Annotated in this window: 19 protein-coding genes; 7 read left to right on the forward strand and 12 right to left on the reverse strand. The window is 69.8% G+C overall.

The annotated features are described in order from the left end of the window. Window positions 1-45 precede the first annotated feature (45 nt). The 5 genes from ACZ573_RS23545 to ACZ573_RS23565 all read right to left on the reverse strand — a co-directional run bounded on the left by ACZ573_RS23545 (window position 46) and on the right by ACZ573_RS23565 (window position 8,077). Window positions 46-951 carry an anti-sigma factor family protein gene (locus tag ACZ573_RS23545; protein WP_471307185.1) on the reverse strand — a complete coding sequence of 302 codons (906 nt, stop codon included), beginning with the start codon at window positions 949-951 and terminating at the stop codon, window positions 46-48. Continuing rightward, window positions 948-1,643: an RNA polymerase sigma factor SigM gene (sigM, locus tag ACZ573_RS23550; RefSeq protein WP_471307187.1), complete on the reverse strand. Its 696-nt coding sequence runs from the start codon at window positions 1,641-1,643 to the stop codon at window positions 948-950. Before sigM ends, ACZ573_RS23545 begins: the two co-directional genes overlap by 4 nt. Before the next feature lie 106 nt (window positions 1,644-1,749). Then, window positions 1,750-3,483: a protein kinase family protein gene (locus tag ACZ573_RS23555; protein WP_471307189.1), complete on the reverse strand. Its 1,734-nt coding sequence runs from the start codon at window positions 3,481-3,483 to the stop codon at window positions 1,750-1,752. 117 nt (window positions 3,484-3,600) lie between these two features. Further along, a complete protein-coding gene (gene murJ / locus ACZ573_RS23560; protein WP_471307190.1) occupies window positions 3,601-5,775 on the reverse strand; it encodes a murein biosynthesis integral membrane protein MurJ in 2,175 nt (724 codons plus the stop codon). 46 nt (window positions 5,776-5,821) lie between these two features. Further along, entirely contained in the window at window positions 5,822-8,077 is a 2,256-nt protein-coding gene (locus ACZ573_RS23565) for a DUF6049 family protein (RefSeq protein WP_471307192.1), read from the reverse strand. Between the two features lie 186 nt (window positions 8,078-8,263). Here ACZ573_RS23565 and ACZ573_RS23570 point away from each other — a divergent pair, with 186 nt between their 5' ends. Further along, window positions 8,264-9,730 carry a CCA tRNA nucleotidyltransferase gene (locus ACZ573_RS23570; protein WP_471307194.1) on the forward strand — a complete coding sequence of 489 codons (1,467 nt, stop codon included), beginning with the start codon at window positions 8,264-8,266 and terminating at the stop codon, window positions 9,728-9,730. Window positions 9,731-9,798: 68 nt separating this feature from the next. Here the strand turns inward: ACZ573_RS23570 and ACZ573_RS23575 are convergent, their stop codons facing one another. The 3 genes from ACZ573_RS23575 to ACZ573_RS23585 form a co-directional block, all read right to left on the reverse strand. Further along, the gene (locus ACZ573_RS23575; protein ID WP_471307196.1) at window positions 9,799-11,067 is read right to left on the reverse strand and encodes an MFS transporter; all 1,269 of its coding nucleotides are present in this window, start codon (window positions 11,065-11,067) and stop codon (window positions 9,799-9,801) included. Between the two features lie 104 nt (window positions 11,068-11,171). Further along, entirely contained in the window at window positions 11,172-12,254 is a 1,083-nt protein-coding gene (locus ACZ573_RS23580; RefSeq protein WP_189737960.1) for an inositol-3-phosphate synthase, read from the reverse strand. A gap of 49 nt (window positions 12,255-12,303) precedes the next feature. Continuing rightward, window positions 12,304-12,906, reverse strand: coding sequence for a PadR family transcriptional regulator (locus ACZ573_RS23585; RefSeq protein WP_030008393.1), 603 nt, complete (start codon window positions 12,904-12,906; stop codon window positions 12,304-12,306). Window positions 12,907-13,181: 275 nt separating this feature from the next. Between ACZ573_RS23585 and ACZ573_RS23590 the strand changes: the two genes are divergently transcribed. Together ACZ573_RS23590 and ACZ573_RS23595 are read left to right on the forward strand one after the other, a co-directional pair. Continuing rightward, entirely contained in the window at window positions 13,182-15,806 is a 2,625-nt protein-coding gene (locus tag ACZ573_RS23590; protein WP_471307198.1) for a transglycosylase domain-containing protein, read from the forward strand. A 93-nt stretch (window positions 15,807-15,899) separates the two neighbouring features. Continuing rightward, window positions 15,900-17,360 carry a glycosyltransferase family 87 protein gene (locus tag ACZ573_RS23595; RefSeq protein WP_471307200.1) on the forward strand — a complete coding sequence of 487 codons (1,461 nt, stop codon included), beginning with the start codon at window positions 15,900-15,902 and terminating at the stop codon, window positions 17,358-17,360. Window positions 17,361-17,370: 10 nt separating this feature from the next. Here ACZ573_RS23595 and ACZ573_RS23600 read toward each other — a convergent pair whose 3' ends face one another. From ACZ573_RS23600 to ACZ573_RS23610, 3 genes are all read right to left on the reverse strand, one after another. Then, window positions 17,371-18,402 (reverse strand): alanine racemase, encoded by a 1,032-nt coding sequence (locus ACZ573_RS23600; protein WP_150258236.1) that lies wholly within the window; start codon window positions 18,400-18,402, stop codon window positions 17,371-17,373. Window positions 18,403-18,478: 76 nt separating this feature from the next. After that, window positions 18,479-19,597 carry a lipid II:glycine glycyltransferase FemX gene (locus ACZ573_RS23605; protein ID WP_030383942.1) on the reverse strand — a complete coding sequence of 373 codons (1,119 nt, stop codon included), beginning with the start codon at window positions 19,595-19,597 and terminating at the stop codon, window positions 18,479-18,481. A 142-nt stretch (window positions 19,598-19,739) separates the two neighbouring features. Continuing rightward, window positions 19,740-20,042 (reverse strand): hypothetical protein, encoded by a 303-nt coding sequence (locus ACZ573_RS23610; RefSeq protein ID WP_301369015.1) that lies wholly within the window; start codon window positions 20,040-20,042, stop codon window positions 19,740-19,742. A 251-nt stretch (window positions 20,043-20,293) separates the two neighbouring features. Here ACZ573_RS23610 and rpsF point away from each other — a divergent pair, with 251 nt between their 5' ends. The 4 genes from rpsF to rplI all read left to right on the forward strand — a co-directional run bounded on the left by rpsF (window position 20,294) and on the right by rplI (window position 21,998). Beyond that, window positions 20,294-20,584, forward strand: coding sequence for a 30S ribosomal protein S6 (gene rpsF / locus ACZ573_RS23615; protein WP_004950685.1), 291 nt, complete (start codon window positions 20,294-20,296; stop codon window positions 20,582-20,584). Between the two features lie 72 nt (window positions 20,585-20,656). Next, window positions 20,657-21,253, forward strand: coding sequence for a single-stranded DNA-binding protein (locus ACZ573_RS23620; RefSeq protein WP_052870565.1), 597 nt, complete (start codon window positions 20,657-20,659; stop codon window positions 21,251-21,253). 43 nt (window positions 21,254-21,296) lie between these two features. Next, complete coding sequence (gene rpsR / locus ACZ573_RS23625; protein ID WP_005315025.1) at window positions 21,297-21,533, forward strand: 30S ribosomal protein S18; 237 nt, start codon at window positions 21,297-21,299, stop codon at window positions 21,531-21,533. 18 nt (window positions 21,534-21,551) lie between these two features. Further along, window positions 21,552-21,998 (forward strand): 50S ribosomal protein L9, encoded by a 447-nt coding sequence (gene rplI, locus ACZ573_RS23630; RefSeq protein ID WP_030008386.1) that lies wholly within the window; start codon window positions 21,552-21,554, stop codon window positions 21,996-21,998. A gap of 131 nt (window positions 21,999-22,129) precedes the next feature. Here the strand turns inward: rplI and ACZ573_RS23635 are convergent, their stop codons facing one another. After that, entirely contained in the window at window positions 22,130-23,470 is a 1,341-nt protein-coding gene (locus ACZ573_RS23635; protein ID WP_471307201.1) for an MATE family efflux transporter, read from the reverse strand. Between the last annotated feature and the right edge of the window lie 233 nt (window positions 23,471-23,703).

Here is a 23,703-nt window from a genome sequence, read left to right on the forward strand (position 1 = left end):
CGCATGCATTCCCCACCCGCTCCACAACGGCCCCGAACGCCTCGGCTACCGCGGATAGGTGCTCTTCAGAAGGACCTTTCCGGGGTCTGCCGAACCGGTCCGCTCGCACGCCGTGTCGACGAGGTAGGCATCCACGCGGGCCGAGTCGGCGGGGTGCGGCAGGACGAGGAGGTAGACGGGGGTGCCCTGGTAGCTGCCGCGTTCGGTGGCGAGCGGGGTGTCGGGCCGGCCGGTGGCCTGCTGGACACAGGCCGGGATGGAAGGCGCTGCCCGCTTGTCACCAGGGGTGGTGTTCTCCAGCCCGAGGGTGTTGTTCTGCTCCTCGGGAACGTTCTTGGCGCCCTGGCCCCCCGCGATGAGCTGCCGGACGCTGTCCTGGAGTCCCTGAGCGGTGTAGTTGTCCTCGCCCGCGGCAGCGGCGGCGGAAGGACGTGCCGCGGAGTCGGACGCGGCGGTTCCGTGGGTGGGGGCGCCCGAGAAGTCGACGAACAGGAAGATACCCAGGGCGCAGGCGGCTGCCCCGGCCAGACCGGCGAGGACGGCGATCCGGCGGCGCGCCCGGCGGCGCCCGGGGCCGGTTGGGCCGGTCGGGTGACCGGCGGGCGACGTTCCACGTGAAACATCGCGGTCCGGCATACGGGGCCGGTCGGCCGGTGCGGCCTGGACCCGCGGCTGGGTGGCGTCGAGAAGAGCCTCTGCGGCCAGGGCCGCGTCGATCCGGCCGGCGATGTCGGCGGGCATCCGGGCCGGGCCCGGAAGGGTGCCGAGGAGGGAGCGGATCTCCTCCAGGGAGGCGCGGACATCGGCGCACAGGGCACAGTCGCCGAGATGGCGGCGGATCTCGGCGGTACGGGACGGGGAGAGAAGACCTTCGGTCAGATCGGAGATCTCCGAGACGTCCGGGTGCCGGATCGTGCCGGTCGTGCCGGACCTGCCAGTGGGCGGGGTCACGGTCGTCCACCTCCGCCCTTCACAGTGTCTGGGTCTGGATGCCTGGGTTCTGCCGCTGGTGGGACGGGTGGGCCCGGCGTCCGGTTCCTTCCCCGCTCGGTGACGGTGTTATCCCCGGCATTCGTGCGCAGATGAGTGAGGAGCGGCACGAGTTTTGCCCGGCCGCGTGCGCACCGGCTCTTCACGGTGCCGGTGGGGACGTCGAGGATCCGGGCGGCCTCGGCGACGGGGTACCCCTGCATGTCGACGAGGACCAGCGCGGCGCGCTGATCGGCCGGGAGGGTGCTCAGAGCGGCCAGGAGCTGGCGATGGAGGTCCTGGCGCTCCGCAGGGGCCTCCGCGGACTCATGGGGCTCCAGGAGGCGCTCCAGGCGGTCCGTGTCGTCGAGCGGCGCGGTCCGGCGTGAGGCGGCCTTGCGGGCGCGGTCCAGACAGGCGTTGACGGTGATGCGGTGGAGCCAGGTGGTGACGGCGGAGTCCCCGCGGAAGGTGTGGGCGGCCCGGTAGGCCGAGACCAGGGCGTCCTGTACGGCGTCGGCGGCCTCCTCCCGATCGCCGAGGGTCCGCAACGCCACGGCCCACAGCCGGTCGCGGTGGCGCCGCACGAGCTCACCGAAGGCGTCGGGATCCCCCGCGGTGTGCAGCGCCAGGAGTTCCTGGTCGCTGCTGCCCTCCGTGGTTCCTTCTCGCATCACACCCTGCTTCCTCCCCCGGTGGAGCCTAGGGGCGTCGGCCGGGGCGCGTAAAGAATCACGCGGCCCGGCCACCGAGCGGCCGCGCAGGGCCGGGCGGGTGTGGTCAGGACGACGGGCCGAGCACCTTGATCTCGCTGATACCGCCCCGGTAGCCGCCCTCACCGTCGGCGGGCAGTTCGGTGATGTGGACCAGCACGTACCGGGTGAGCACCGGATCCTGGAGCGTGACCTGGAGCTTCTTGCCGGCGCGCTCGAGCTTGCTGATCGGCTGGTTGAAGTCCGACAGCGAAGTGGGATGGGAGGCCCCCTGCGGCGCAGCGCGGACCTCGACCTCCTGGCCGGCCGCGTGCAGAGCGACGTCGAGTCCGGACACGTTCTGGAGACTGCCGAGGTCGACGATGATGCCGCTGCCGTCCTTGCGTTCGTCCAGATTTCCGAACCTGGGGTAGCCCAGGTACTGGAGGGTGACCCAGGCGGTGTCCGGGTTGCCGTCCACGGTCTTCCCGGCGTCCTTCGGCTTGGTCGCCTCGTCGTGCGGGGAGAACTCGGACGCGTTCGTGATCTGCAGCTGCTTACCGGGTTCGGGCTGCTTCGGGTTGTCGTCGGTACCGGTCTTGGGGTTGTTGCTGGTGCCGCTGTTGCCCTTCTGGCTGTTTTTATCCAGAAGGGTGTCGGCCAGCTGCCAGCTGCCCAAGCCGAGGGCGGCGATGAGCAGGGCGGCGACGCCCCATTTCAGCGCCCGGCCGGTACGGCTCTGCAGCGGGGGCGGCGGAGGCGCGACGGGCCGGTTCTGCGCGGCGTTCACGCCAGGAGGCGTGGGACGGCCGTAGTTCCCCTGCTGGTAGGTGGTGTGCTGGTACTCGGGCGGGGCGGTGAAGGCGGGCTCCGGCGGCCGGATGCGGGGCATCGCGGCCACGGCCTTGGCCAGCTCGTCCGGGGTGGTGCAGGCGGGTTCCTGACGGGAGGCGGTGGCCCCGTCGTTGGCGAGCGCGCGCATGGCGAGTTCGCCCAGGCCCCGGTGGACACCGGCGCGTACCTGGTCGGGGGCGATCAGACCGACGCCCTTGGGCAGGCCGGTGAGGCCGTACGCGTCGCTCTCGTACGGCCAGCGCTGGGTGAGGGCGGCGTACAGGAGCGCGCCGATGGCCTCGGTGTCGGCCCGCTGCGGGGTCTCGCTGGTGATGCCGCGCAGGGCGGCGTTCACGGCGAGGCCGCGGATGCGGTACTGGCCCGTGGAGGTGCGCAGTATCGCGCTGGGCGTCAGCCGCAGATGGGCGAGACCCTCACGGTGCGCGGCGGCCATCGCTTGGGAGACCTGGCTGACGAGCTGGTAGGCCTCGTGGGCTTCCAGGGGGCCGGCGGCGAGGAGGGCGGTGAGCTCGGTGGCGTCGGGCAGCCACTCGTGGACCACGTAGACGAGGTCGTTCTCCTCCACGGCGTCCAGGACCTGCACGAACCGCGGGTCGCCGAGCAGGGCGGAGGACCGGGCGGCGGCCAGGACGGAGCGAGCGCGCGCGTGGTCGGCGGGCATCAGATGCACACCCACGGCCCGGCGCAGTTTCTCGTCCATCGCGCGCCAACTGCTGAATCCGTCCACACGGGTGACGCACTCTTCCAGCCGATACCGTCTGGCGAGCTTGTGTCCGCTGTGCAGTTCGGGTGCGGCCGCAGGGGCCGCGTTGCTGCGTTCGCCGTCCTTGTCGGGCATGGGTCCGTCCGCGGCTCGTCCGTTCTGGGTGTCCACCCCGTCGGACGTGGCCTGTGCCGCCTGAGCGGTCAGCGGCTCATTGCCGCTGTTGTCGGCCACGTCGACGGCAGCCGTGCTACGTTCCGCCACCGTCGTTCCCGCCTCCCCATCCGTTGCGCGCTGTAGGCCAGTCTGCGAAGCCATGCCAATTGTGCCCACAGTCCGACGCTAAGCACGACACACGAAAGGGGGCGACGGTTGTGCGCATCAGCGCCCCAAACGTCCGCGGACCATTCCGACCATCGCGTTGAGCTCTTCGATTCGCATCCGCTTGGCGGCGATGAGGAACACCGCGGCCAGGGCGATGCCGCCGGCGAGGAGGGCCGTGGCGGAGCCGGTGACTCCGCTGCCCAGCCACTGGGTGACCCCGAAAGCGGCCGCGCCGGCCACGGCGGCGGCCGGGACGCAGGCGCCGGTGAGACGGGCGTAGGTGCGCATGACGTGCGCCCCGTCGAGGTCGCCGCCGAGCCGCGTGCGCAGGCGGCGCCAGGCGACGCCGACGCCGACGGCGTAGCCGAGGCCGTAGGCGGCGGCCATGCCGACCACCGCCCACCGGGCGGGGAGCACGAAGAACGAGAGCGCGGAGACCGCCGCGTTGACGGCGGCCACGATGACGGTGTTGTAGAAGGGCGTGCGGGTGTCCTCGTAGGCGTAGAAGCCGCGCAGGACCACGTACTGGATGGAGTACGGGATCAGCCCGAGGCCGAACGCCATCAGGATGTAGCCGATGTTCTGGGCGCCCGAGCCCGAGCCGGCGTAGAGCAGGGTGGCCATCGGGACACCGAGGGCGAGGAACGCGAAGGCGCAGGGCACGATCGCTACGGCCGACGTGCGCAGCCCGTAGGAGATGTCGTCGCGGACCGCGGCGGCGTCCCCGTCGTGCGCGGAGCGGGAGATGCGGGGCAGGACGGCCGTCATGACCGAGACGGTGATGATCGCCTGCGGCATCTGCCACAGCAGCAGCGCGTAGTTGTAGGCGGTGATGCCGGTACCGGGGTGGCCCTGCTTCTCGGCGACGGACCCGGCCCAGGTGGCGAGCTGGGTGACGACCACGAGGCCGACCTGGTTGGCGAGGACGAAGAAGAACGTCCACTTGGCCAGGCGGGCGGCCTTACCGAGGCCGTGGCCCCGCCAGTCGAAGCGCAGGCGCGGCTTGAAGCCCGCGTCGCGCAGGTACGGCAGCATCGCGAGGGCCTGGACGGCGAGGCCGAGCAGGGTGCCCAGGCCCAGCAGGCGCACGCCCTCGGGGGTGACGGTGGTGGCGTTGACGCCGGAGGTGGTGAAGCCGCCGAAGGCCCAGATGAAGGCGCCGAAGGTGGCGATGACCACGATGTTGTTGAGGACCGGGGTCCACATCATCGCGCCGAAGCGGCCGCGGGCGTTGAGGATCTGACCCAGGACCACGTGGACGCCCATGAAGAACATGGTGGGCAGGCAGTAGCGGGCGAAGGCGACCGCTACGTCCATCTGCTGGGGGTCGGAGGCGATCTTCGGCGACATCATCGTGATGAACACCGGTGCGGCCAGGACGCAGATGGTGGTGACGGCGGCCAGCAGCACCACGACGAGGGTGAGCAGCCGGTTGGCGTACGCCTGCCCGCCGTCGCTGTCGTTCTTCATGGCCCGGACGAGCTGCGGGATGAAGACGGCGTTCAGGGCGCCGCCGCCGACCAGCACGTAGATCATCGTGGGCAGGGTGTTGGCGATCTGGTAGGTGTCGTTGAAGGTGCCGACGCCGATGGCACCCGCGATCGCCAGGGTCTTCAGGAAGCCGGTGATGCGGGAGACGATGGTGCCCGCGGCCATCAGCGCGCTGGACTTCAGCAGGGTCGCTGCCCGTCCGGCGGGCTTGCTCGGCGCCGGTGCGGCGACGGGCGTTTCCTCGGCGGCCGTGCGGGGCGCCGCCTCCTGGTCCCGGTACAGGTGCGCGAAGGCGTCGGGTTCGGGCTGCTCGTCCGAGGCACCCGTGACGAGGGAGTCCACGCCGACGAACTGGGTGGTGGTCGCGTGGTCGCCGTACGGCAGGTGGCGCGAGGGGCCGTCCGGCTCGGGCGGCGGGGTCTGGGCCCAGACGCGCGGGTCGGGGGAGTACGAGGGCGCGGTCGGCGCGGCGTAGAGCGGGCCGGGCTCCTGGTAGGTGCCGGGCGGCGGCGGCGGGTGCGAGGCCCGGTCGTAGAGCACCTCGGCGACGGGATCCTGGGCCGACAGGTCCTGGGACCGGTACGGGTCGTGGTCGTAGGCACCCTGGACATACGGGTCACGCTCCGGCGCGGGCGCAGGCGCGGGAACCTGCCCGGGCACCGGGGTGCCCGGGGCAGTGCCCTGGGAGGGCGCAGGCCCACCAGTGCCCTGCGCGCGGTCACCGTCGTACGGCGCGTTCATCGAAACCCCACCTCATCGTCCCCAGGCCGACCGGCCACGGCGTCAATCAACGGTCCACTGTCTCACTCGTGCCGGACCCCTCGGTGCTTTGCGCTCCGGTGTCCGGGGACTCGTCACTCGGCTGCGTGCTCTCCTCGGCGGCCGCGCGTGCTGCGACGCGCTTGCGGCTGGCGTACATCTTGATGCCTGCCAGGACCAGGAGGAGCACACCGCCGGCGATGACGAGCATCACGGTGGGCGTGATCTCGGTGGCCTCGACGGTGAACTTGCGTTCCTTGCCGTAGGGGACGCCGTCCTTGGTGAACAGCTGCGCCGTGACTTCGACGGGGCCGCTCGCCGTGGCGTTGGCGGTGAACTTGACCGTCTGGGTGTGGTCGCCCTGGACGGTGACCTGCTGCTCGTCCTGGCTGAACATCAAGCGGGTCGGGTTGGCGGACTTCACCCGCAGAACGAGGTCGTGGACATCCTGGACCAGGCTGTTCTGGACGCTGACCGGGATGGTGGCGCTGTGTCCGGACAGGGTGGCGTCGGACTTGGGGACGACCTTGACCTTCTCGGTCAGACCGATCAGGTAGTCCTGCACCTGGTCCCGGTAGAGGCGGGCCTCCTCGGGACGCCCGCGCCACGAGGTGGACATCTCCCGGTTGGTGGTGTTGCCGAAGGGGATCTCCACGCGGTCGGGCGCGGCGAGGATCACCTTGAACCGGTCGAGGGTGTTCTGGGTGGTGCGGATCTTCTCGAACGCGGACACCGGCAGCTCCTGCTTGCGCAGGGCCTCGGGGTACTGGCCGGCGCCCGGCACCTGGGTGGTGGCTCCGGGATCGGGCTTGGCGGCGGCCGCGGCCTCGAGGTCCGCGGGCTGGGTCCAGCGGCCCGCCTGGAGGCCGCGTACGGCCTCGGCCATCGACTGGACCTGGCTGACGCTGGGCATCCGCTGGGGGGCGACGACGAAGCTGCGCGGCTCGTCGGTCTTCTGCAGGTTCAGGGCGAGGCTGTGGGCGAGGAACCGCTGCACGGCGAGCGTGGAGGTCCCGGCGCTCAGCATGTCGCCCTCGAAGGCGGTGGACAGGTCGGCGTCGGCCACGACGGCGGTGGTGCCGGCGCCGATGGGCCGGGCGGCCGAGGGCGTGTAGCCGAGGGCGCCGCTCTCCACGAGGCTGTCGCTGCGGGTGAGGACGTTGTGGGCGCCGGCCGAGGTGGCGACGTTGACGATCGAGGGATCGATGGCGCCGTCCACGGGCCAGGAGAAGTCCGTGGACGCGGGGACGTGCAGGACCGTCTCGACGGCCTGCTTCGCCTTGTCGGTGGCCGGGCGCAGCTGGCCCAGGGTGCCCGAGACGTCCTTGCCGTGGTGGGCGAGGGAGGCGAGGTCGGGGTCGGCGAACGGCAGGGCGACGACCTTCTTGCCCTGGACGGCCGCCTCCAGGGAGCTCAGCCACTGCTCGGCGACGGCCTTGCTCTTGCCCTGGACGGGCTTGCCGCCGGGGCTGCGGACCCGGTAGCCCTTGGTCATCGCGTCGACCGTGTAGAGCAGGTCGGGGTCGATGACCCAGGTGATCGGCAGGTCCTTGCCGAGGGTGACCATCTGCTCCAGGCGCCCGCCCGGCCTGAGCTCATCGGCGAGGGAGTCGTCGAGGAAGACGGGGGTCTGAAGCTCGTCGGAGCCGGTTTCCGCCGTCACGCGGGTGGTGGAGATCAGCGGCCAGGCGTAGGTGAGCTGGGAGCGCTTGGCGGCGGCCTCCGGCTGCCAGGGCAAGAAGGTCCGCTTGATGCCCATGACCTGCTCGGACGGCCGGCTCTCGGTCACCCCGGACAGGGAGACGCCGAGCTGGTAGACGCCGTCCTTGTCGAGCTCCAGCTTGTTCACCGGGATGGTGAGCGCGAATTCCTGGCTGATCTTGGACGGCAGGGAGGCGATCTTCACCGCGTAGGCCGGGTCGATCTCGCCCGGGTCAGCGCCGGCCCGGAAGCCGGTGCGCTCCGCCGCCTCGTCGATGGACGTGCGGTCCGCGAGCGCGGGTCCGACCCGCAGACCGACATGTGCGTCGGTGATCGTCTCGCCGCCAGTGTTGAGCACGGTGCCCCGGATGGTGAGCGTGTCGCCCTTGACCGGTGCCGTGGGGGCCATGGAGGTCAGCTGGACGTCCACGGACGCCGCCTGCGCGGCCTCGGCCCGCGGCGCGGGAGAGTAGATCAGCGCGGCCAGTACGGGCGTCCCGGCGAGCAGGACGATCGCCCGCCGCAGCCACCGGCGCCGGGCAGGAGCGGGGGACGCCCCCTGGTTGTCTGCCGCCTCGGCCACGCGCTAGCCCGTCCCTCGAAGTGTCAGTGGTCGTCTTTTGTGCGTCCACGCATGGTAACGAGGCCCGCTGTGTGCGAGTGCCGCGCCTTGCTCCACATGATCGGCTCAGGGCCCCGGCGACCGTGTACCGGGGTGGCGGCAAAACGGGGCGGTCCCTGGGGGGACGGGCACGTACCCTTTTCTGTTGTGCCGAACGCCAACGAAGACAACCCCAGTGCCCTGAGTCAGGTGCAGCGCCGCGCGGTCAGTGAACTGCTGCGGGTCGCTCCTGTCGCCGACGAGCTCGGCCGCCGTTTCCAGGAGGCGGGCTTCCGCCTCGCCCTGGTCGGTGGGTCCGTCCGCGACGCGCTGCTGGGGCGTCTCGGCAACGATCTCGACTTCACCACCGATGCCCGCCCCGAGGACGTTCTGAAGATCGTCCGGCCGTGGGCGGACTCCGTGTGGGACGTCGGTATCGCCTTCGGCACCGTCGGGGCGCAGAAGAGCGCCCGTGTCGGGGACGACGCACGGAATTTCCAGATCGAGGTGACGACGTACCGTTCGGAGGCCTACGACCGTACGTCGCGCAAGCCCGAGGTCTCCTACGGCGACTCGATCGACGACGACCTGGTCCGGCGTGACTTCACGGTCAACGCCATGGCCCTGGCCCTGCCCGAGCAGGAGTTCATCGACCCGCACGGCGGCCTGGAGGACCTGGCCGCCGGTGTGCTGCGCACGCCCGGAACCCCGGAGGAATCCTTCTCCGACGACCCGCTGCGCATGCTGCGGGCGGCGCGGTTCGCCGCGCAGCTGGACTTCGAGGTCGCGCCGGAGGTCGTCGCGGCCATGAAGGCGATGTCCGAGCGGATCGAGATCGTTTCCGCGGAGCGGGTCCAGGGCGAGCTGAACAAGCTCATCCTGTCCGCCCACCCGCGCAAGGGCCTGGGACTGCTGGTGGACACGGGGCTGGCCGACCGGGTGCTGCCCGAGCTGCCCGCCCTGCGGCTGGAGCGTGATGAGCACCACCGGCACAAGGACGTCTACGACCACTCGCTGATCGTCCTGGAGCAGGCGATCGCGCTGGAGGAGGACGGCCCGGACCTGGTCCTGCGGCTCGCCGCCCTGCTGCACGACATCGGCAAGCCCCGCACCCGCCGGTTCGAGAGCGACGGCCGGGTCTCCTTCCACCACCACGAGGTGGTGGGAGCGAAGATGACCAAGAAGCGGCTCACCGCTCTGAAGTACTCCAACGACATGATCAAGGACGTGTCCCGGCTGGTGGAGCTGCACCTGCGCTTCCACGGCTACGGCGACGGGGAGTGGACCGACTCCGCGGTCCGGCGCTACGTCCGCGATGCCGGCCCGCTGCTGGACCGTCTGCACAAGCTGACCCGGTCCGACTGCACCACCCGCAACAAGCGCAAGGCCAATGCCCTGTCCCGGACCTACGACGGGCTGGAGGAGCGCATCGGGCAGCTGCAGGAGCAGGAGGAGCTGGACGCGATCCGGCCCGACCTGGACGGCAACGAGATCATGCAGGTGCTCGACGTGGGCCCTGGTCCGGTGATCGGCAAGGCCTATGCCTTCCTGCTGGAGCTCCGGCTGGAGAACGGTCCGATGGGCCGTGACGCCGCCGTCGTCGCGCTGAAGGAGTGGTGGGCCGCGCAGGCCTGACGCACGAACGCCGGGGGTCGATGTTTCACGTGAAACACCGACCCCCGGCGTTCGTCAGAGGTGATGTTTCACGTGAAACGTCGCTCCCCGCGGCCCAGGAACACGGCGGTCGCGGCGTAGAGCGCGGACACGATGAGGATCAGGAGCACGGACCGCCCGTCGGCGGGGAGCATCAGGGAGGCCACGGCCGCCGCGCCGACGAACGCGACGTTGAACAGCACGTCGTAGACGGAGAAGACGCGGCCGCGGTAGTCGTCGTCCACCCGGGACTGCACTTCGGTGTCGGTGGCGATCTTGGCGCCCTGGGTGGCGAGGCCGAGGACGAACGCGGCGGCCAGCATCGGTTCCGGGGCGAAGAACAGGCCGAGGGCCGGTACCAGGACGGCGGCACCCGCGGAGCAGGCTGTGATCCAGCCGAGCGGGCCCAGCCGGCCCACCAGCCAGGGGGTCACCACGGCGGCGGCGAAGAATCCGGCCCCGGAGACGCCGACGGCGATTCCCAGCAGCGCCAGCCCGTCGGACTCGTTGTCCGACCAGGAATAGCGGCAGAGCATCAGCAGCATCACGAACAGGGCCCCGTAGCAGAACCGCATCAGGGTCATCGCGGTGAGCGCCCGGGCCGCCTCGCGCCGGGAGGCGAGGTGGCGCAGGCCCTCGGCCATCCCCCGCACGGTCAGGGCGACCCCCTCGGCGACCGAGGGATGGGCCCGGCCTGCGGGGTGGTCCGGCCCCAGGAGGCCGATGTCCAGTTGCAGCGAGACGAGGGCTGCGCACAGGTAGAGCCCGGCGCCCAGGAGCACGACGAGGGCGTTGGAGTCGGAGGCCAGCAGCCGGACGAGGAAGGCCAGTCCTCCGCCGGCCACCGCTGCGAGGGTTCCGGCCGTGGGGGAGAGAGCGTTCGCGGTGACCAGCTGATCGGGTCCGACGACGTGGGGCAGCGAGGCGGCGAGCCCGGACAGCACGAAGCGGTTGACGGCGGTCACCGACAGGGCCGAGGCGTAGAACAGCCAGTCGGGCACCTGCGCGACGATCAGCATCCCGGTGACGCAGGCGAGGAAGGCCCGCAGGAGATTGCCGTAGAGGAAGACCTGGCGGCGGCGCCAGCGGTCGAGCAGTACCCCGGCGAAGGGGCCGATCGCCGAATAGGGCAGCAGCAGTACCGCCATGGCGGAGGCGATGGCCGCCGGGGAGGTCTGCTTCTCCGGGGAGAAGATGACGTAGGTGGCGAGTGCGACCTGGTAGACGCCGTCCGCGGCCTGGGAGAGCAGCCGGACGGCGAGCAGGTTGCGGAAATCCCTCAGGCGCAGGAGTACGCGCAGATCACGTACGACAGGCATGAGGGCAAGGGTCACATACGCGGAGGGTCCCCGGGCACATTGCCCGGGGACCCTCCGCGGAAGAACTGCCGAAGTCCAGGTGTCGTGAAGACCCTTGGGTTCGGTTAGCGCTCGACCTCGCCCTTGATGAACTTCTCGACGTTGGCCAGGGCCTCGTCGTCGAAGTACTGCACCGGCGGGGACTTCATGAAGTAGCTGGAGGCCGACAGGATCGGGCCACCGATACCGCGGTCCTTGGCGATCTTCGCGGCGCGCAGGGCGTCGATGATGACACCGGCCGAGTTCGGGGAGTCCCACACCTCGAGCTTGTACTCGAGGTTCAGCGGGACGTCGCCGAAGGCGCGACCCTCCAGGCGGACGTAGGCCCACTTGCGGTCGTCGAGCCACGCGACGTAGTCGGACGGGCCGATGTGGACGTTCTTCTCGCCGAGCTCACGGTCGGGGATCTGCGAGGTGACGGCCTGCGTCTTCGAGATCTTCTTCGACTCGAGGCGGTCGCGCTCCAGCATGTTCTTGAAGTCCATGTTGCCGCCGACGTTGAGCTGCATGGTGCGCTCAAGACGGACACCGCGGTCCTCGAACAGCTTCGCCATCACGCGGTGCGTGATGGTGGCGCCGACCTGCGACTTGATGTCGTCGCCGACGATCGGGACACCGGCCTCGGTGAACTTGTCCGCCCACTCCTTGGTGCCGGCGATGAAGACCGGGAGGGCGTTGACGAAGGCGACCTTGGCGTCGATGGCGCACTGGGCGTAGAACTTCGCCGCGTCCTCGGAACCGACCGGCAGGTAGCAGATCAGGACGTCGACCTCGCGGTCCTTGAGGACCTGGACCACGTCGACCGGAGCCTCGGCGGACTCCTCGATCGTCATGCGGTAGTACTTGCCCAGGCCGTCGTAGGTGTGGCCGCGCTGAACGGTCACACCGGCGTTCGGGACGTCGCAGATCTTGATGGTGTTGTTCTCGCTGGCGCCGATGGCGTCCGAAAGGTCGAGGCCGACCTTCTTCGCGTCGACGTCGAACGCGGCGACGAACTCGATGTCACGCACGTGGTAGTCGCCGAACTGGACGTGCATCAGACCGGGGACCTTGGCCGCCGGGTCGGCGTCCTTGTAGTACTCGACGCCCTGCACCAGCGAGGCGGCGCAGTTGCCTACGCCGACGATGGCTACGCGAACCGAACCCATTCCGGTTGCTCCCTGTTTGTTCTCGGACGAGGTCTGCGAGATGCAGGCCTCATTTTTCAGTTTCGTCGGACGGACCGGATCGTCTGCGATCCCGTCCCGCCCGCTCACTCTCGATGAGCTCGTTCAGCCAGCGCACTTCGCGCTCTACGGACTCCATGCCGTGCCGCTGCAGCTCGAGCGTGTAGTCGTCGAGGCGCTCCCGCGTCCGGGCGATCGAGGCGCGCATCTTCTCCAGACGCTCCTCCAGCCGGCTGCGGCGGCCCTCCAGCACCCGCATGCGGACGTCTCGTTCGGTCTGGCCGAAGAAGGCGAAGCGGGCGGCGAAGGACTCGTCCTCCCAGGTGTCGGGGCCCGTGTGGGAGAGCAGCTCCTCGAAGTGCTCCTTACCCGCGGCCGTCAACCGGTAGACGATCTTGGCTCGGCGCCCTGCGAGTGAAGCGGCGAGAGCGTCCTCCGGGGCGTTCCCCGGCTCTTCGATCAACCAGCCGTTGGCGACCAGCGTCTTGAGGCAGGGGTAGAGCGTCCCGTAGCTGAAGGCTCTGAACACCCCCAGCGAGGTGTTGAGCCGCTTGCGCAGCTCGTAGCCGTGCATGGGGGATTCGCGAAGCAGGCCGAGGACGGCGAACTCGAGGATGCCTGAGCGTCTGCTCATCCGCCTGCCTCTCCTCCGCCCCTGAGTCTTTATACCGAGCTGATGTATCGGCTCGATACATCCAGACGATAGAACGGGCCGCTCTGATCGACAAGGGGAGGCGTGGTGACCGGTGTCACATCACCAATTCGCACCAGGCACGTTGCCTGATTTGGGGTGAACTTCGGCACTGGGCGCGTTTTGAGCGTGCGTAGTCTGTGCGCCATGACACCGGGGGGGACCGGAAACAATCTGCCGCTTCCAGGCCACTCGCCTGCCCGAGGAGTAGTCGTTCGATGAGCGAGCACCGTCGCAAACCGCCGCAGCCCGAGGGCGGTGGGCGCGCCTCAGCCCGCCGCGCCGCCCAGCCGCGCCCCGGAGGGGGCGCGGCCGGACGTGACGTCCCCACGGCGTCACACAGCGGCCCGTACGCACCGCAGCCCGCCCGGGGCAGCCGTGCCGAGACCCGCCGGGCCGGCCAGAGAGCCGACGGCCGCGGGAGAGGAGCCGGCACCGCCGCGCGCGGCACCGGGCGGCCGGACAAGCGGCTCATCAACTACCCGCGGTCCGACAGGGACGGCTGGAAGCGTTTCGTGCCGTCCTGGAAGTTCGTCGCCGGCACGGCGCTGGGCTTCTTCGCGGTCATCACGGCCGGTGCCGGTATCGGTATCGCCATGGTGAGCACGCCGGACCCGAACAAGGCGGCGCAGGCGCAGAACAACGTCTTCTACTGGGCCGACGGCAGCCAGATGGTGGCGACGGGCGGTTCGATGAACCGGCAGATCGTGCCCATCTCCAGCATCCCCCGGTCGATGAGGGACGCCGTGATCGCGGCGGAGAACGAGTCCTTCGAGACGGACAAGGGCGTGGACCCGATGGGTGTCGGCCGTGCCGTGTGGAACATGGCCACGGGCGGCTCCACCCAGGGCGGCTCGACCATCACCCAGCAGTACGTGAAGAACACCTACCTGGACTCCGAGCAGACGCTCAAGCGGAAGGCCACAGAGCTCTTCATCGCGATAAGGCTGGGTGTCTCGGAGGAGAAGGACACGGTCCTCGCGGGCTACCTGAACACCGCCTACTACGGCCGGGACGCCTACGGGATCCAGGCCGCGGCCCGCGCCTACTTCGGCAAGGACAGCCAGGACCTGAACCCCTCCGAGTGCGCCTTCCTGGCCGCCGTGCTGAAGGGCCCCAACCTCTACAACCCGGACGGCGGCATCGGCGCCGCGGCCACCCCCGCGCTCAACGAGAAGCGGGCCCGGGAGCGCTGGAGCTGGGTGCTGGACCGCGAGGTCGAGGTCGGCCGGATGGACAAGGCCACGCGGGCGAAGTTCACGGACGCCGACTTCCCCCCGCGCGTCGAGTCGGAGCAGGCCCGTGGCATGACCGGCCAGATCGGCTACCTGGTCGACACGGCCAAGGCCTACGTGATGAAGACCAAGAGCATCACCCCTGAGCAGATGGCCCTGGGCGGCTACCGGATCAAGACCACCTTCCAGAAGCCGAAGGTGGACGCCCTGGTCAAGGCGGTCGAGGACACCCGCAACGGGTTCATCGACGAGAAGGGCCGCCCCGAGACGGACACCTTCGTACAGTTCGGCGCGGCCTCGGTGGACGTGAAGACCGGTGCGCTCGTCGCCATGTACGGCGGCCCGGGCTGGGACCACAAGTACTTCAGCAACAACGCCAACTCCAGCGGTGTCCCGGTCGGCTCGACCTGGAAGCCGTACGTGCTGGCGGCGGCGATGGAGTACGGCACCCAGAACTCCAAGGGCAAGGGCATCTCGGCCGACAGCAAGTACATGGCCAACGACCTCACCGTGATTAACAACCGTGAGGGCAGGCCCTTGCGCGACGCGTCGGGCCTGCCGTTCAAGCAGAAGAACGAGAGCCCCACCGACTTCGGCTACGTGACTCTCAACGAGGCGATGGAGAAGTCCATCAACGTCCCGTTCGCCCAGCTCGTCTTCGACGTCGGCCACGACAAGGTCAGGGCCGTGGCCAAGTCCACGGGCATCCTGGAGGAGTCGGTCAACCCGAACAACGACGCCTCCTTCGCCCTCGGTACCTCCACCCCGAGCGCCATCCGCATGGCCGACTCGTACGCGACCTTCGCCGCCTCCGGCACGCACCGCGAGCCGTTCTCCGTGATCGAGGTCGAGAAGAACGGCGAGAAGCTGTCGGGCTTCGAAGCCCCCAAGGACCAGCGGGCCATGGACAGCGCCGTGGCCGACAACATCACCAAGGTGCTGCAGAACGTCGTCGAGAACGGCACCGGCAAGAAGGTCAAGAAGCTGGGCCGGCCCGCCGCGGGCAAGACCGGTACCACGGACGAGAACAAGTCGGCGTGGTTCGTCGGCTACACCCCGGAGCTGTCCACCTCGGTGGTCCTCTTCCGCACCGACCCCAACTCGCCGGACAAGAAACTGATCTCCATGAAGGGTGTGGGCAACATCCCCTCCCTCCACGGTGGTGACATCCCGGCCGAGATCTGGACCGAGTACATGGGCGAAGCGCTCAAGGGGCTCCCGGTCAAGCAGTTCCCGGAAGCCGAGGACATCGGCGTGACCGCCGACTCCGCCGGCGCCCCCTCCCCCACGCCCTCGGCCGTCGTCCCCGCGTCCCCCTCCCCGTCGACGCTCCCGCCGAGCTCCCCGCCGCCGTCTCCCTCCCCGTCCAAGGGCGGCCGGCCGTCCTGCCCGCCGTGGAAGCTGTACTGCGACCCGGACACCACGCGCGGGACCACCAACGGCGGCGCGAACACCGGCACCAGCTCCGGCGCCAACTCCGGAAACACCTCCGGTACCAGCACCGGGGTGATCGGCGGCTCCAGCGGATCACCGTCCCCGACGCAGAGCGGCAGACCGGGCCGCCCGGGCGGCATCACCGGCGGGGTCAACGACTCCGTCTCCGAGTGACCCGTACCGCCGCTCAGTGAGCCGAGGAAGGCCGTCGCACCCCGTGTGCGACGGCCTTCCCGCATGTCCGGTCCGGTACGGCAGGATGAGCCCATGACCAAGGTGCACGAGGACAGCCCCGTACTGCCGACGCAGCAGGACGAGGTCGCCGCAGCCGGCAGTGAGCTCATCGGCGGCCCGCTCGGCCGCTACGCCCGGCTCGGCGGGCACTGGCTGGGGCCGGTCCGGGTCGTGGCGCTGATCGCCATCGGCATGTTCGCGCTCGGCATGGTCCAGAAGCTGCCCTGCTACGACTGGGCCTGGTTCCGGGGGGCGGGCTCGCAGTACACCCACGCCTGCTACTCCGACATCCCGCACCTGTACGCGCTACGCGGCTTCGCCGACAACCTGACGCCCTACTTCGACCGGCTCCCCGGCGACATGGAGTACCTGGAGTACCCGGTGCTCACCGGGCTCTTCATGGAGATCGCCTCCTGGCTCACCCCCAGCAGCGGCTCCATGCAGCACCGCGAACAGATGTACTGGATGGTCAACGCGGGCATGCTGATGGCCTGCGCGGCCGTCATCGCCGTGTGCGTCGCCCGCACCCACCGCCGCCGCCCCTGGGACGCCCTGCTCTTCGCCCTGGCGCCCGCCTTCGCCCTGACGGCGACGATCAACTGGGACCTGCTGGCCATCGCCCTGACCGCCGCCGCGATGCTCATGTGGTCCCGCGGCCGGACGGTCCTCTTCGGTGTCCTCATCGGCCTGGCCACCGCGGCCAAGCTCTACCCCGTACTGCTGCTCGGGGCGCTGTTCGTCCTCTGCTGGCGGGCCGGGAAGTGGCGCGCCTTCGGCGCCGCCGCCCTCGGCGCGGCCGGGTCCTGGCTCGTGGTCAACCTGCCGGTCATGCTCTTCGCGTGGGACGGCTGGAAGAAGTTCTACACGTTCAGCCAGGAACGGCCCATCGACTACGGCTCGGTCTGGCTGCTGATCTCCCAGCGCTCGGGCAACCCGCTGGAAGGCGCCAACACGTACGCGACCGGGCTGACGCTCCTGCTGTGCGGGGCCGTCGGACTGCTCACCCTGACCGCCCCGCGCCGGCCCCGCTTCGCACAGCTGGCCTTCCTCGTCGTCGCCGCCTTCATCCTGTGCAACAAGGTCTACTCGCCGCAGTACGTGCTGTGGCTCATCCCGCTCGCCGCACTGGCCCGGCCGCGCTGGCGGGACTTCCTGATCTGGCAGGCCGGCGAGGTCGTCTACTTCCTGGGGATCTGGTTCTACCTCGCCTACACGGCCAGCGCCGACAAGCACCAGGGCCTGCCCGTGGAGGGCTACCAGCTGGCGATCGCCGCCCACCTGCTGACCACCCTGTACCTGTGCGCGGTCATCGTCCGGGACATCCTGATGCCCGAGCGGGACGTCGTACGGCGGGACGGCTCGGACGACCCCTCCGGTGGCGTCCTGGACGGCGCCGAGGACGTGTTCGTGATGTCGGACGCGGCGAGGGCGCCGCAGTACGCGGCGCCCTCGGATGGACAGCGGGTCGCCTGGGGCGCGAGCTCCCAGGACTGACCGGTCGGACTCAGGCGTCGAGCACCCGGTCGAACTGCGTGGTGGTGTGGCGCAGGTGCGCCACCAGCTCGTCGCCGACCTTCGGCTCGGTCGCGTCCGAGGGCACGAACAGGATCGACACCTGCATGTGCGGCGGCTCCGCGAACCAGCGCTGCTTGCCCGCCCACACGAAGGGCGAAAGGTTCCGGTTGACCGTGGCCAGACCGGCCCGGGCGACGCCCTTGGCGCGCGGCATCACACCGTGGAGCGCCTTGGGGGCCTCCAGGCCCACCCCGTGCGAGGTACCGCCGGCGACCACGACCAGCCAGCCGTCGGAGGCGGCCTTCTGCTGCCGGTAGCCGAACCGGTCGCCCTTGGCCACGCGCGTGACGTCGAGGACCGCGCCGCGGTACTCGGTGGCCTCGTGGTCGCCCAGCCACAGCCGGGTGCCGATACGGGCCCGGAAGCGGGTCTGCGGGAACTGCTGCTGCAGCCGCGCGAGCTCCGTGGCCCGCAGGTGGCTGACGAACATGGTGTGCAGCGGCAGCCGGGCCGCGCGCAGCCGGTCCATCCAGCCGATGACCTCCTCGACGGCGTCCGAGCCGTCCGGGCGGTCCAGGGGCAGGTGCAGGGCGAAGCCCTCCAGCCGGACGTCCTCGATGGCGGCGTGCAGCTGGCCGAGGTCCTGCTCGGAGATGCCGTGGCGGCGCATCGAGCTCATGCACTCGATCACCACCCGGGCACCCACCAGACCGCGCACCCCGTCCAGCGAAGCGACCGAACGGATGACCCGGTCGGGCAGCGGCACCGGGTCCTCGCCCCGCCGGAACGGGGTGAGGACGAGCAGGTCGCCGCCGAACCAGTCCTTGATGCTGGCGGCCTCGTACGTCGTTCCCACGGCCAGGATGTCGGCGCCCATGCGGGTCGCCTCCTCGCAGAGCCGCTCATGGCCGAAGCCGTAGCCGTTGCCCTTGCAGACCGGGATCAGACCGGGGAACTGGTCCTGGATCTGCTTCTGGTGCGCACGCCAGCGCGCGGTGTCGACGTAGAGCGTGAGCGCCATGCCCGTCCGGAACCTCTCCTGAGAAGCTGCGTGGTGCAGCGGTGCTGTGTGTGCGTGTGGGGCGGGGTGGAGCCGGTCAGCGGCGCGACATGTAGATGTCGAGGGCCTTGTGCAGCACCTTGTTGAGCGGGAAGTCCCACTCGCCGACGTACTCCACGGCCTCGCCGCCCGTACCGACCTTGAACTGGATCAGACCGAACAAGTGGTCGTTCTCGTCCAGCGTGTCAGAGATGCCGCGCAGGTCGTAGACGCTTGCGCCGAGGGCGTACGAGTCGCGCAGCATGCGCCACTGCATCGCGTTCGAGGGGCGGACCTCGCGCTTGTGGTTGGCGGAGGCGCCGTACGAGTACCAGACGTGCTGGCCGACGGTGAGCATCGTGGCGGCGGCCAGCGGCTCTCCCTCGTGCGTGGCGATGTAGAGGCGCATCCGGTTGGGGTCCTCGGAGTTGAGGGCCGTCCACTGGCGCTGGAAGTAGCTGAGCGGACGCGGGCGGAACTTGTCGCGCTCGGCCGTGATCTCGTACAGGTGCTGCCAGGTCGGCAGGTCGTCGTAGCCGCCCTGGACGACCTCGACGCCGGCCTTCTCGGCCTTCTTGATGTTGCGGCGCCAGAGCTGGTTGAAGCCCTTGAGGACGTCGTCCAGCGAGCGGTTGGCCAGCGGCACCTGGAACACGTAGCGCGGCTGGACGTCGCCGAAGCCGGCGCCGCCGTCCTCGGCCTGCTGCCAGCCCATGCGGCGCAGCTTGTCCGACACCTCGAAGGCGCGGGGCTCGATGACCGAGGCCTCCACGTCGCGAAGCCGCTTCACGTTCGGGTCCTGGATACCGGCCTTGATGGCGGTCGAGTTCCAGCGGCGGATGACGACGGGCGGGCCCATCTTCACGGTGAAGGCGCCCTGCTGCTTGAGGTGGGCCAGCATCGGCTGGAGCCATTCCTCCAGATTCGGGGCATACCAGTTGATGACCGGGCCCTCGGGCAGGTACGCGAGGTACCGCTTCACCTTGGGCAGCTGCCGGTACAACACGAGGGCCGCTCCGACGAGTTCGTCGGACTCGTTGAACCATCCGAGGTTCTCGGAACGCCACTCGTTCTTCACGTCGGCCCACGCCGGGACCTGGCAGTGGCTAGCCGAGGGCAGGCTCTGGAGGTAACCCAGATGCTGCTCTCGGCTGATGGTCCTCAGGGACAGGCTCATGCGGGGCGTCTCCTCCGGCGGCTTCGCTGGCTATGGCGCGAAGCCTACTGCGACAGGGGCGCCACCCTTCTGGGGGACGGGCCGGGGGCCCGGGCCGGTGCGTGGCCGGCGCCCTGCCGCGGAGGTGTCCCGCTCGGCCCGGTCAGCCCCCGAAGAGGCCGCCGTGGAACATGCCGAGGTAGAAGCCGATGGCAGACGCGCCAAGGCCGATGATCAGCGCGAAGCGCTCGCGTGTCGTGACGGAGACGAACTGTCCGTACGCGCCGGTCAGGATTCCGATCAGCCCGGCCCACGAGCTGATGAAGTGCAGGTTGTGGAAGAAGGCCGTGACGAACGCCACGGCGCCGAGGGTCAGAGTGACCGCCATCAGGGTGTCCTGCAGCGGGTGGGGCTTGCCGTCGGTGGACAGCAGGGAGATCTGAGGGGGCCGCATTGCCTGTGCCATCGGAAGGGCACCTCCTGGCTGAAGCTGGCGGTGCTGCGGGCTGCCTCCGGCGAGGGGCCGAGGGCCTAGCACCGAGCACACCCGATGGATACAGATTGTGGCCCTCTCCCGGCGGATTTCAACCGGAAGGACGCGAGCAGGTAGTCTGTACAGCTGCGCGGTGTCTGCTCTGCGGACGCCGTGCTCACGCATCACGACCCTCCTGCCACGGAACGACCGTGGCCGCTGAGTCCAAAGGAGGTGGGTTCCACATGCGTCACTACGAAGTGATGGTCATCCTCGACCCCGATCTCGAGGAGCGCGCTGTCTCCCCGCTGATCGAGAACTTCCTCTCCGTCGTCCGTGAGGGCAACGGAAAGGTCGAGAAGGTCGACACCTGGGGCCGTCGTCGTCTCGCTTACGAGATCAAGAAGAAGCCCGAGGGCATCTACTCGGTCATCGACCTTCAGGCCGAGCCTGCGGTCGTCAAGGAGCTTGACCGACAGATGAACCTGAACGAGTCGGTTCTCCGGACCAAGGTCCTTCGCCCCGAGACCCACTGAACTTCGGTTCAGCGGTAATCGGGATCGAGTAGCACAGCAGCCCAGCAGCAATCCCCGCCGAGAGGTTCATCCATGGCAGGCGAGACCGTCATCACGGTCGTCGGCAATCTCGTCGACGACCCCGAGCTGCGCTTCACCCCCTCGGGTGCGGCGGTCGCGAAGTTCCGTGTCGCGTCCACCCCCCGCACCTTCGACCGCCAGACCAATGAGTGGAAGGACGGCGAGAGCCTGTTCCTGACCTGCTCGGTGTGGCGGCAGGCGGCGGAGAACGTCGCCGAGTCCCTCCAGCGAGGCATGCGCGTCATCGTGCAGGGCCGGCTGAGGCAGCGGTCGTACGAGGACCGTGAGGGTGTCAAGCGCACGGTCTACGAGCTGGACGTCGAAGAAGTCGGCCCCAGCCTGAAGAACGCCACGGCCAAGGTCGCCAAGACCACCGGTCGCGGTGGCCAGGGTGGATACGGCGGCGGCGGTCAGCAGCAGGGCGGCGGCGGTGGTAACTGGGGCGGAGCCCCCGGTGGCCAGCCGCAGCAGGGCGGCGGAGCTCCCTCCGACGACCCGTGGGCGTCCAGCGCGCCGGCCGGTGGCCAGCAGCAGGGCGGCGGCGGGGGCGGTTGGGGCGGAAGCTCCGGCGGCTCCGGCGGTGGCTACTCGGACGAGCCGCCCTTCTAGGGCAGCTCGCATCCCCACTTCTTGATCACACAGGAGAGACACAATGGCGAAGCCGCCTGTGCGCAAGCCTAAGAAGAAGGTCTGCGCATTCTGCAAGGACAAGACCGCGTACGTGGACTACAAGGACACGAACATGCTGCGGAAGTTCATTTCCGACCGCGGCAAGATCCGTGCCCGCCGCGTTACCGGCAACTGCACGCAGCACCAGCGTGACGTCGCCACGGCCGTCAAGAACAGCCGTGAGATGGCGCTGCTGCCCTACACGTCCACCGCGCGATAAGGAAAGGGTGACCGACTAATGAAGATCATCCTGACCCACGAGGTTTCTGGCCTCGGTGCCGCCGGCGATGTCGTCGACGTCAAGGACGGTTACGCTCGCAACTACCTGGTTCCGCGTGGTTTCGCGATCCGCTGGACCAAGGGTGGCGAGAAGGACGTGGCGCAGATCCGCCGCGCCCGCAAGATCCACGAGATCGCGACCATCGAGCAGGCCAACGAGGTCAAGGCCAAGCTCGAGGGTGTGAAGGTCCGTCTGGCCACCCGCGCGGGTGACGCCGGTCGTCTCTTCGGTTCCGTGACCCCGGCCGACATCGCCACGGCGATCGAGTCCTCGGGCGGCCCGAAGGTCGACAAGCGCCGCGTGGAGCTCGGCTCCCCGATCAAGACCCTCGGTTCGTACCAGGTCTCCGTGCGTCTGCACGCCGACGTGGCCGCGAACGTGGGCATCGAGGTCGTCGCCGCCTAAGGGCTGCGCTCGAAGGGCCGCACCCCACCGGGGTGCGGCCCTTCGTCGTTGTCGGGCCGTGTTTCACGTGAAACACTGCGGCGCCGCTCCGCCGTGTTTCACGTGAAACACGGCTGAGGTCCGGCCGCCCGCTACGAGCGGGTCGCTCCCGCGATCAGCCACCGGCCCGAGCCGGCACGCAGCCGGAGAGTGATCATCCGGACCACCATCATCAGCGTCATGGCCCACCAGAGCGCTGTGAGCCCGCCGCCGAGGACCGGCACGAGCAGTGCGGCCGGGGCGAAGACGGCCAGCGTCAGGAGCATGGCCCGCGCCAGGTAGCGGCCGTCGCCGGCGCCCATCAGCACCCCGTCGAGCACGAAGACGATGCCGGAGACGGGCTGGGAGAGGGCCACGACCAGCAGGGCCGGCAGCAGGGCCGCCTCGACGGCCGGGTCGCTGGTGAACAGCGGGATGAACACCGGGCGGGCCAGGACGACCAGGAGGCCGAGTACGACGCCCGAGGCGATCCCCCACTGCACCATGCGGCGGCAGACGGCCCTGGCCCCGTCGGTGTCGCCCGCGCCCAGGTAGCGGCCGATGATCGCCTGCCCGGCGATCGCTAGGGCGTCCAGGGCGAAGGCGAGCAGGCTCCACAGGGAGAGCAGGATCTGGTGGGCGGCGATGTCGGCGTCACCGAGCCGGGCGGCCACCGCGGTGGCGATCATCAGGATCGCGCGCAGCGACAGGGTGCGGACCAGCAGCGGAGCACCCGCCTGGGCGCAGGCCCGGATGCCCGCGAGGTCGGGGCGCAGCGAGGCACCGTGGCGCCGGCCTCCGCGCACGACCACGACGAGGTAGGCGGCGGCCATGGCGCACTGCGCGATGACCGTGCCCCAGGCGGAGCCCGCGATGCCGAGCCCCGCACCGTAGACCAGGGCGACGTTCAGGCCCGCGTTGAGGGCGAAGCCGCCGATGGCGACGTAGAGCGGCGTGCGGGTGTCCTGGAGGCCGCGGATGACCCCGGTGGCGGCCAGGACCATGAGCATGGCCGGGATGCCGAGGGCGGAGATCCTCAGATAGGTGATCGCGTACGGGGCGACGGTGTCGGAGGCCCCGAAGAGCGAGACCAGTGAAGGTGTCGCGGGAAGCACCACGGCGACGACGGCCGCGCCCAGCAGGAGGGCGAGCCAGATGCCGTCGACGCCCTGCCGGATGGCTGCCTGGAGGTCTCCTGCGCCGACACGGCGGGAGACGGCCGCGGTGGTGGCGTAGGCGAGGAAGACGAAGACGCTCACGGCGGTGGTGAGCACCGCGGCGGCGATGCCGAGGCCGGCCAGCTGGGGGGTTCCGAGGTGCCCCACGATGGCGCTGTCGGCCATCACGAAGAGGGGCTCGGCGACGAGTGCGCCGAAGGCAGGGAGAGCGAGTGCGAAGATCTCTCGGTCGTGCCGTCCCGGCCCTGCCTTGGGTGCTGCGAGAGCCTGTGTCATGCGCTCAATCTAATCTTCCACAGGTAATGGATGCAAGGGCCTTTGGATCCTTACTGACGCGCTGACCTGAGCGTTCCCCGCACCTCGTTGGGGGCGATCTTGAGACAGTGTCCAAGAATTTTCTCCACCGCCGCCCCTGGAATAGGAAAGCCCAGGTCAGATGGGGTAAGTGGGTGCCCCGGGTGATTTTGTCCACAGCGTCGTCCCCCGGTCCGTACACAGCTTCCGGCGAG

This window comes from Streptomyces sp. NPDC040545, assembly GCF_055595065.1.

Coding starts and splice junctions, on each gene's coding strand:
- sigM (WP_471307187.1), bottom strand. CDS start 1,643: ATGCGAGAAGGAACCACGGAGGGCAGCAGCGACCAGGAACTCCTGGCG.
- murJ (WP_471307190.1), bottom strand. CDS start 5,775: ATGAACGCGCCGTACGACGGTGACCGCGCGCAGGGCACTGGTGGGCCT.
- ACZ573_RS23575 (WP_471307196.1), bottom strand. CDS start 11,067: ATGCCTGTCGTACGTGATCTGCGCGTACTCCTGCGCCTGAGGGATTTC.
- ACZ573_RS23580 (WP_189737960.1), bottom strand. CDS start 12,254: ATGGGTTCGGTTCGCGTAGCCATCGTCGGCGTAGGCAACTGCGCCGCC.
- ACZ573_RS23585 (WP_030008393.1), bottom strand. CDS start 12,906: ATGAGCAGACGCTCAGGCATCCTCGAGTTCGCCGTCCTCGGCCTGCTT.
- ACZ573_RS23590 (WP_471307198.1), top strand. CDS start 13,182: ATGAGCGAGCACCGTCGCAAACCGCCGCAGCCCGAGGGCGGTGGGCGC.
- ACZ573_RS23595 (WP_471307200.1), top strand. CDS start 15,900: ATGACCAAGGTGCACGAGGACAGCCCCGTACTGCCGACGCAGCAGGAC.
- ACZ573_RS23600 (WP_150258236.1), bottom strand. CDS start 18,402: ATGGCGCTCACGCTCTACGTCGACACCGCGCGCTGGCGTGCGCACCAG.
- ACZ573_RS23605 (WP_030383942.1), bottom strand. CDS start 19,597: ATGAGCCTGTCCCTGAGGACCATCAGCCGAGAGCAGCATCTGGGTTAC.
- ACZ573_RS23610 (WP_301369015.1), bottom strand. CDS start 20,042: ATGGCACAGGCAATGCGGCCCCCTCAGATCTCCCTGCTGTCCACCGAC.
- rpsF (WP_004950685.1), top strand. CDS start 20,294: ATGCGTCACTACGAAGTGATGGTCATCCTCGACCCCGATCTCGAGGAG.
- ACZ573_RS23620 (WP_052870565.1), top strand. CDS start 20,657: ATGGCAGGCGAGACCGTCATCACGGTCGTCGGCAATCTCGTCGACGAC.
- rpsR (WP_005315025.1), top strand. CDS start 21,297: ATGGCGAAGCCGCCTGTGCGCAAGCCTAAGAAGAAGGTCTGCGCATTC.
- rplI (WP_030008386.1), top strand. CDS start 21,552: ATGAAGATCATCCTGACCCACGAGGTTTCTGGCCTCGGTGCCGCCGGC.
- ACZ573_RS23635 (WP_471307201.1), bottom strand. CDS start 23,470: ATGACACAGGCTCTCGCAGCACCCAAGGCAGGGCCGGGACGGCACGAC.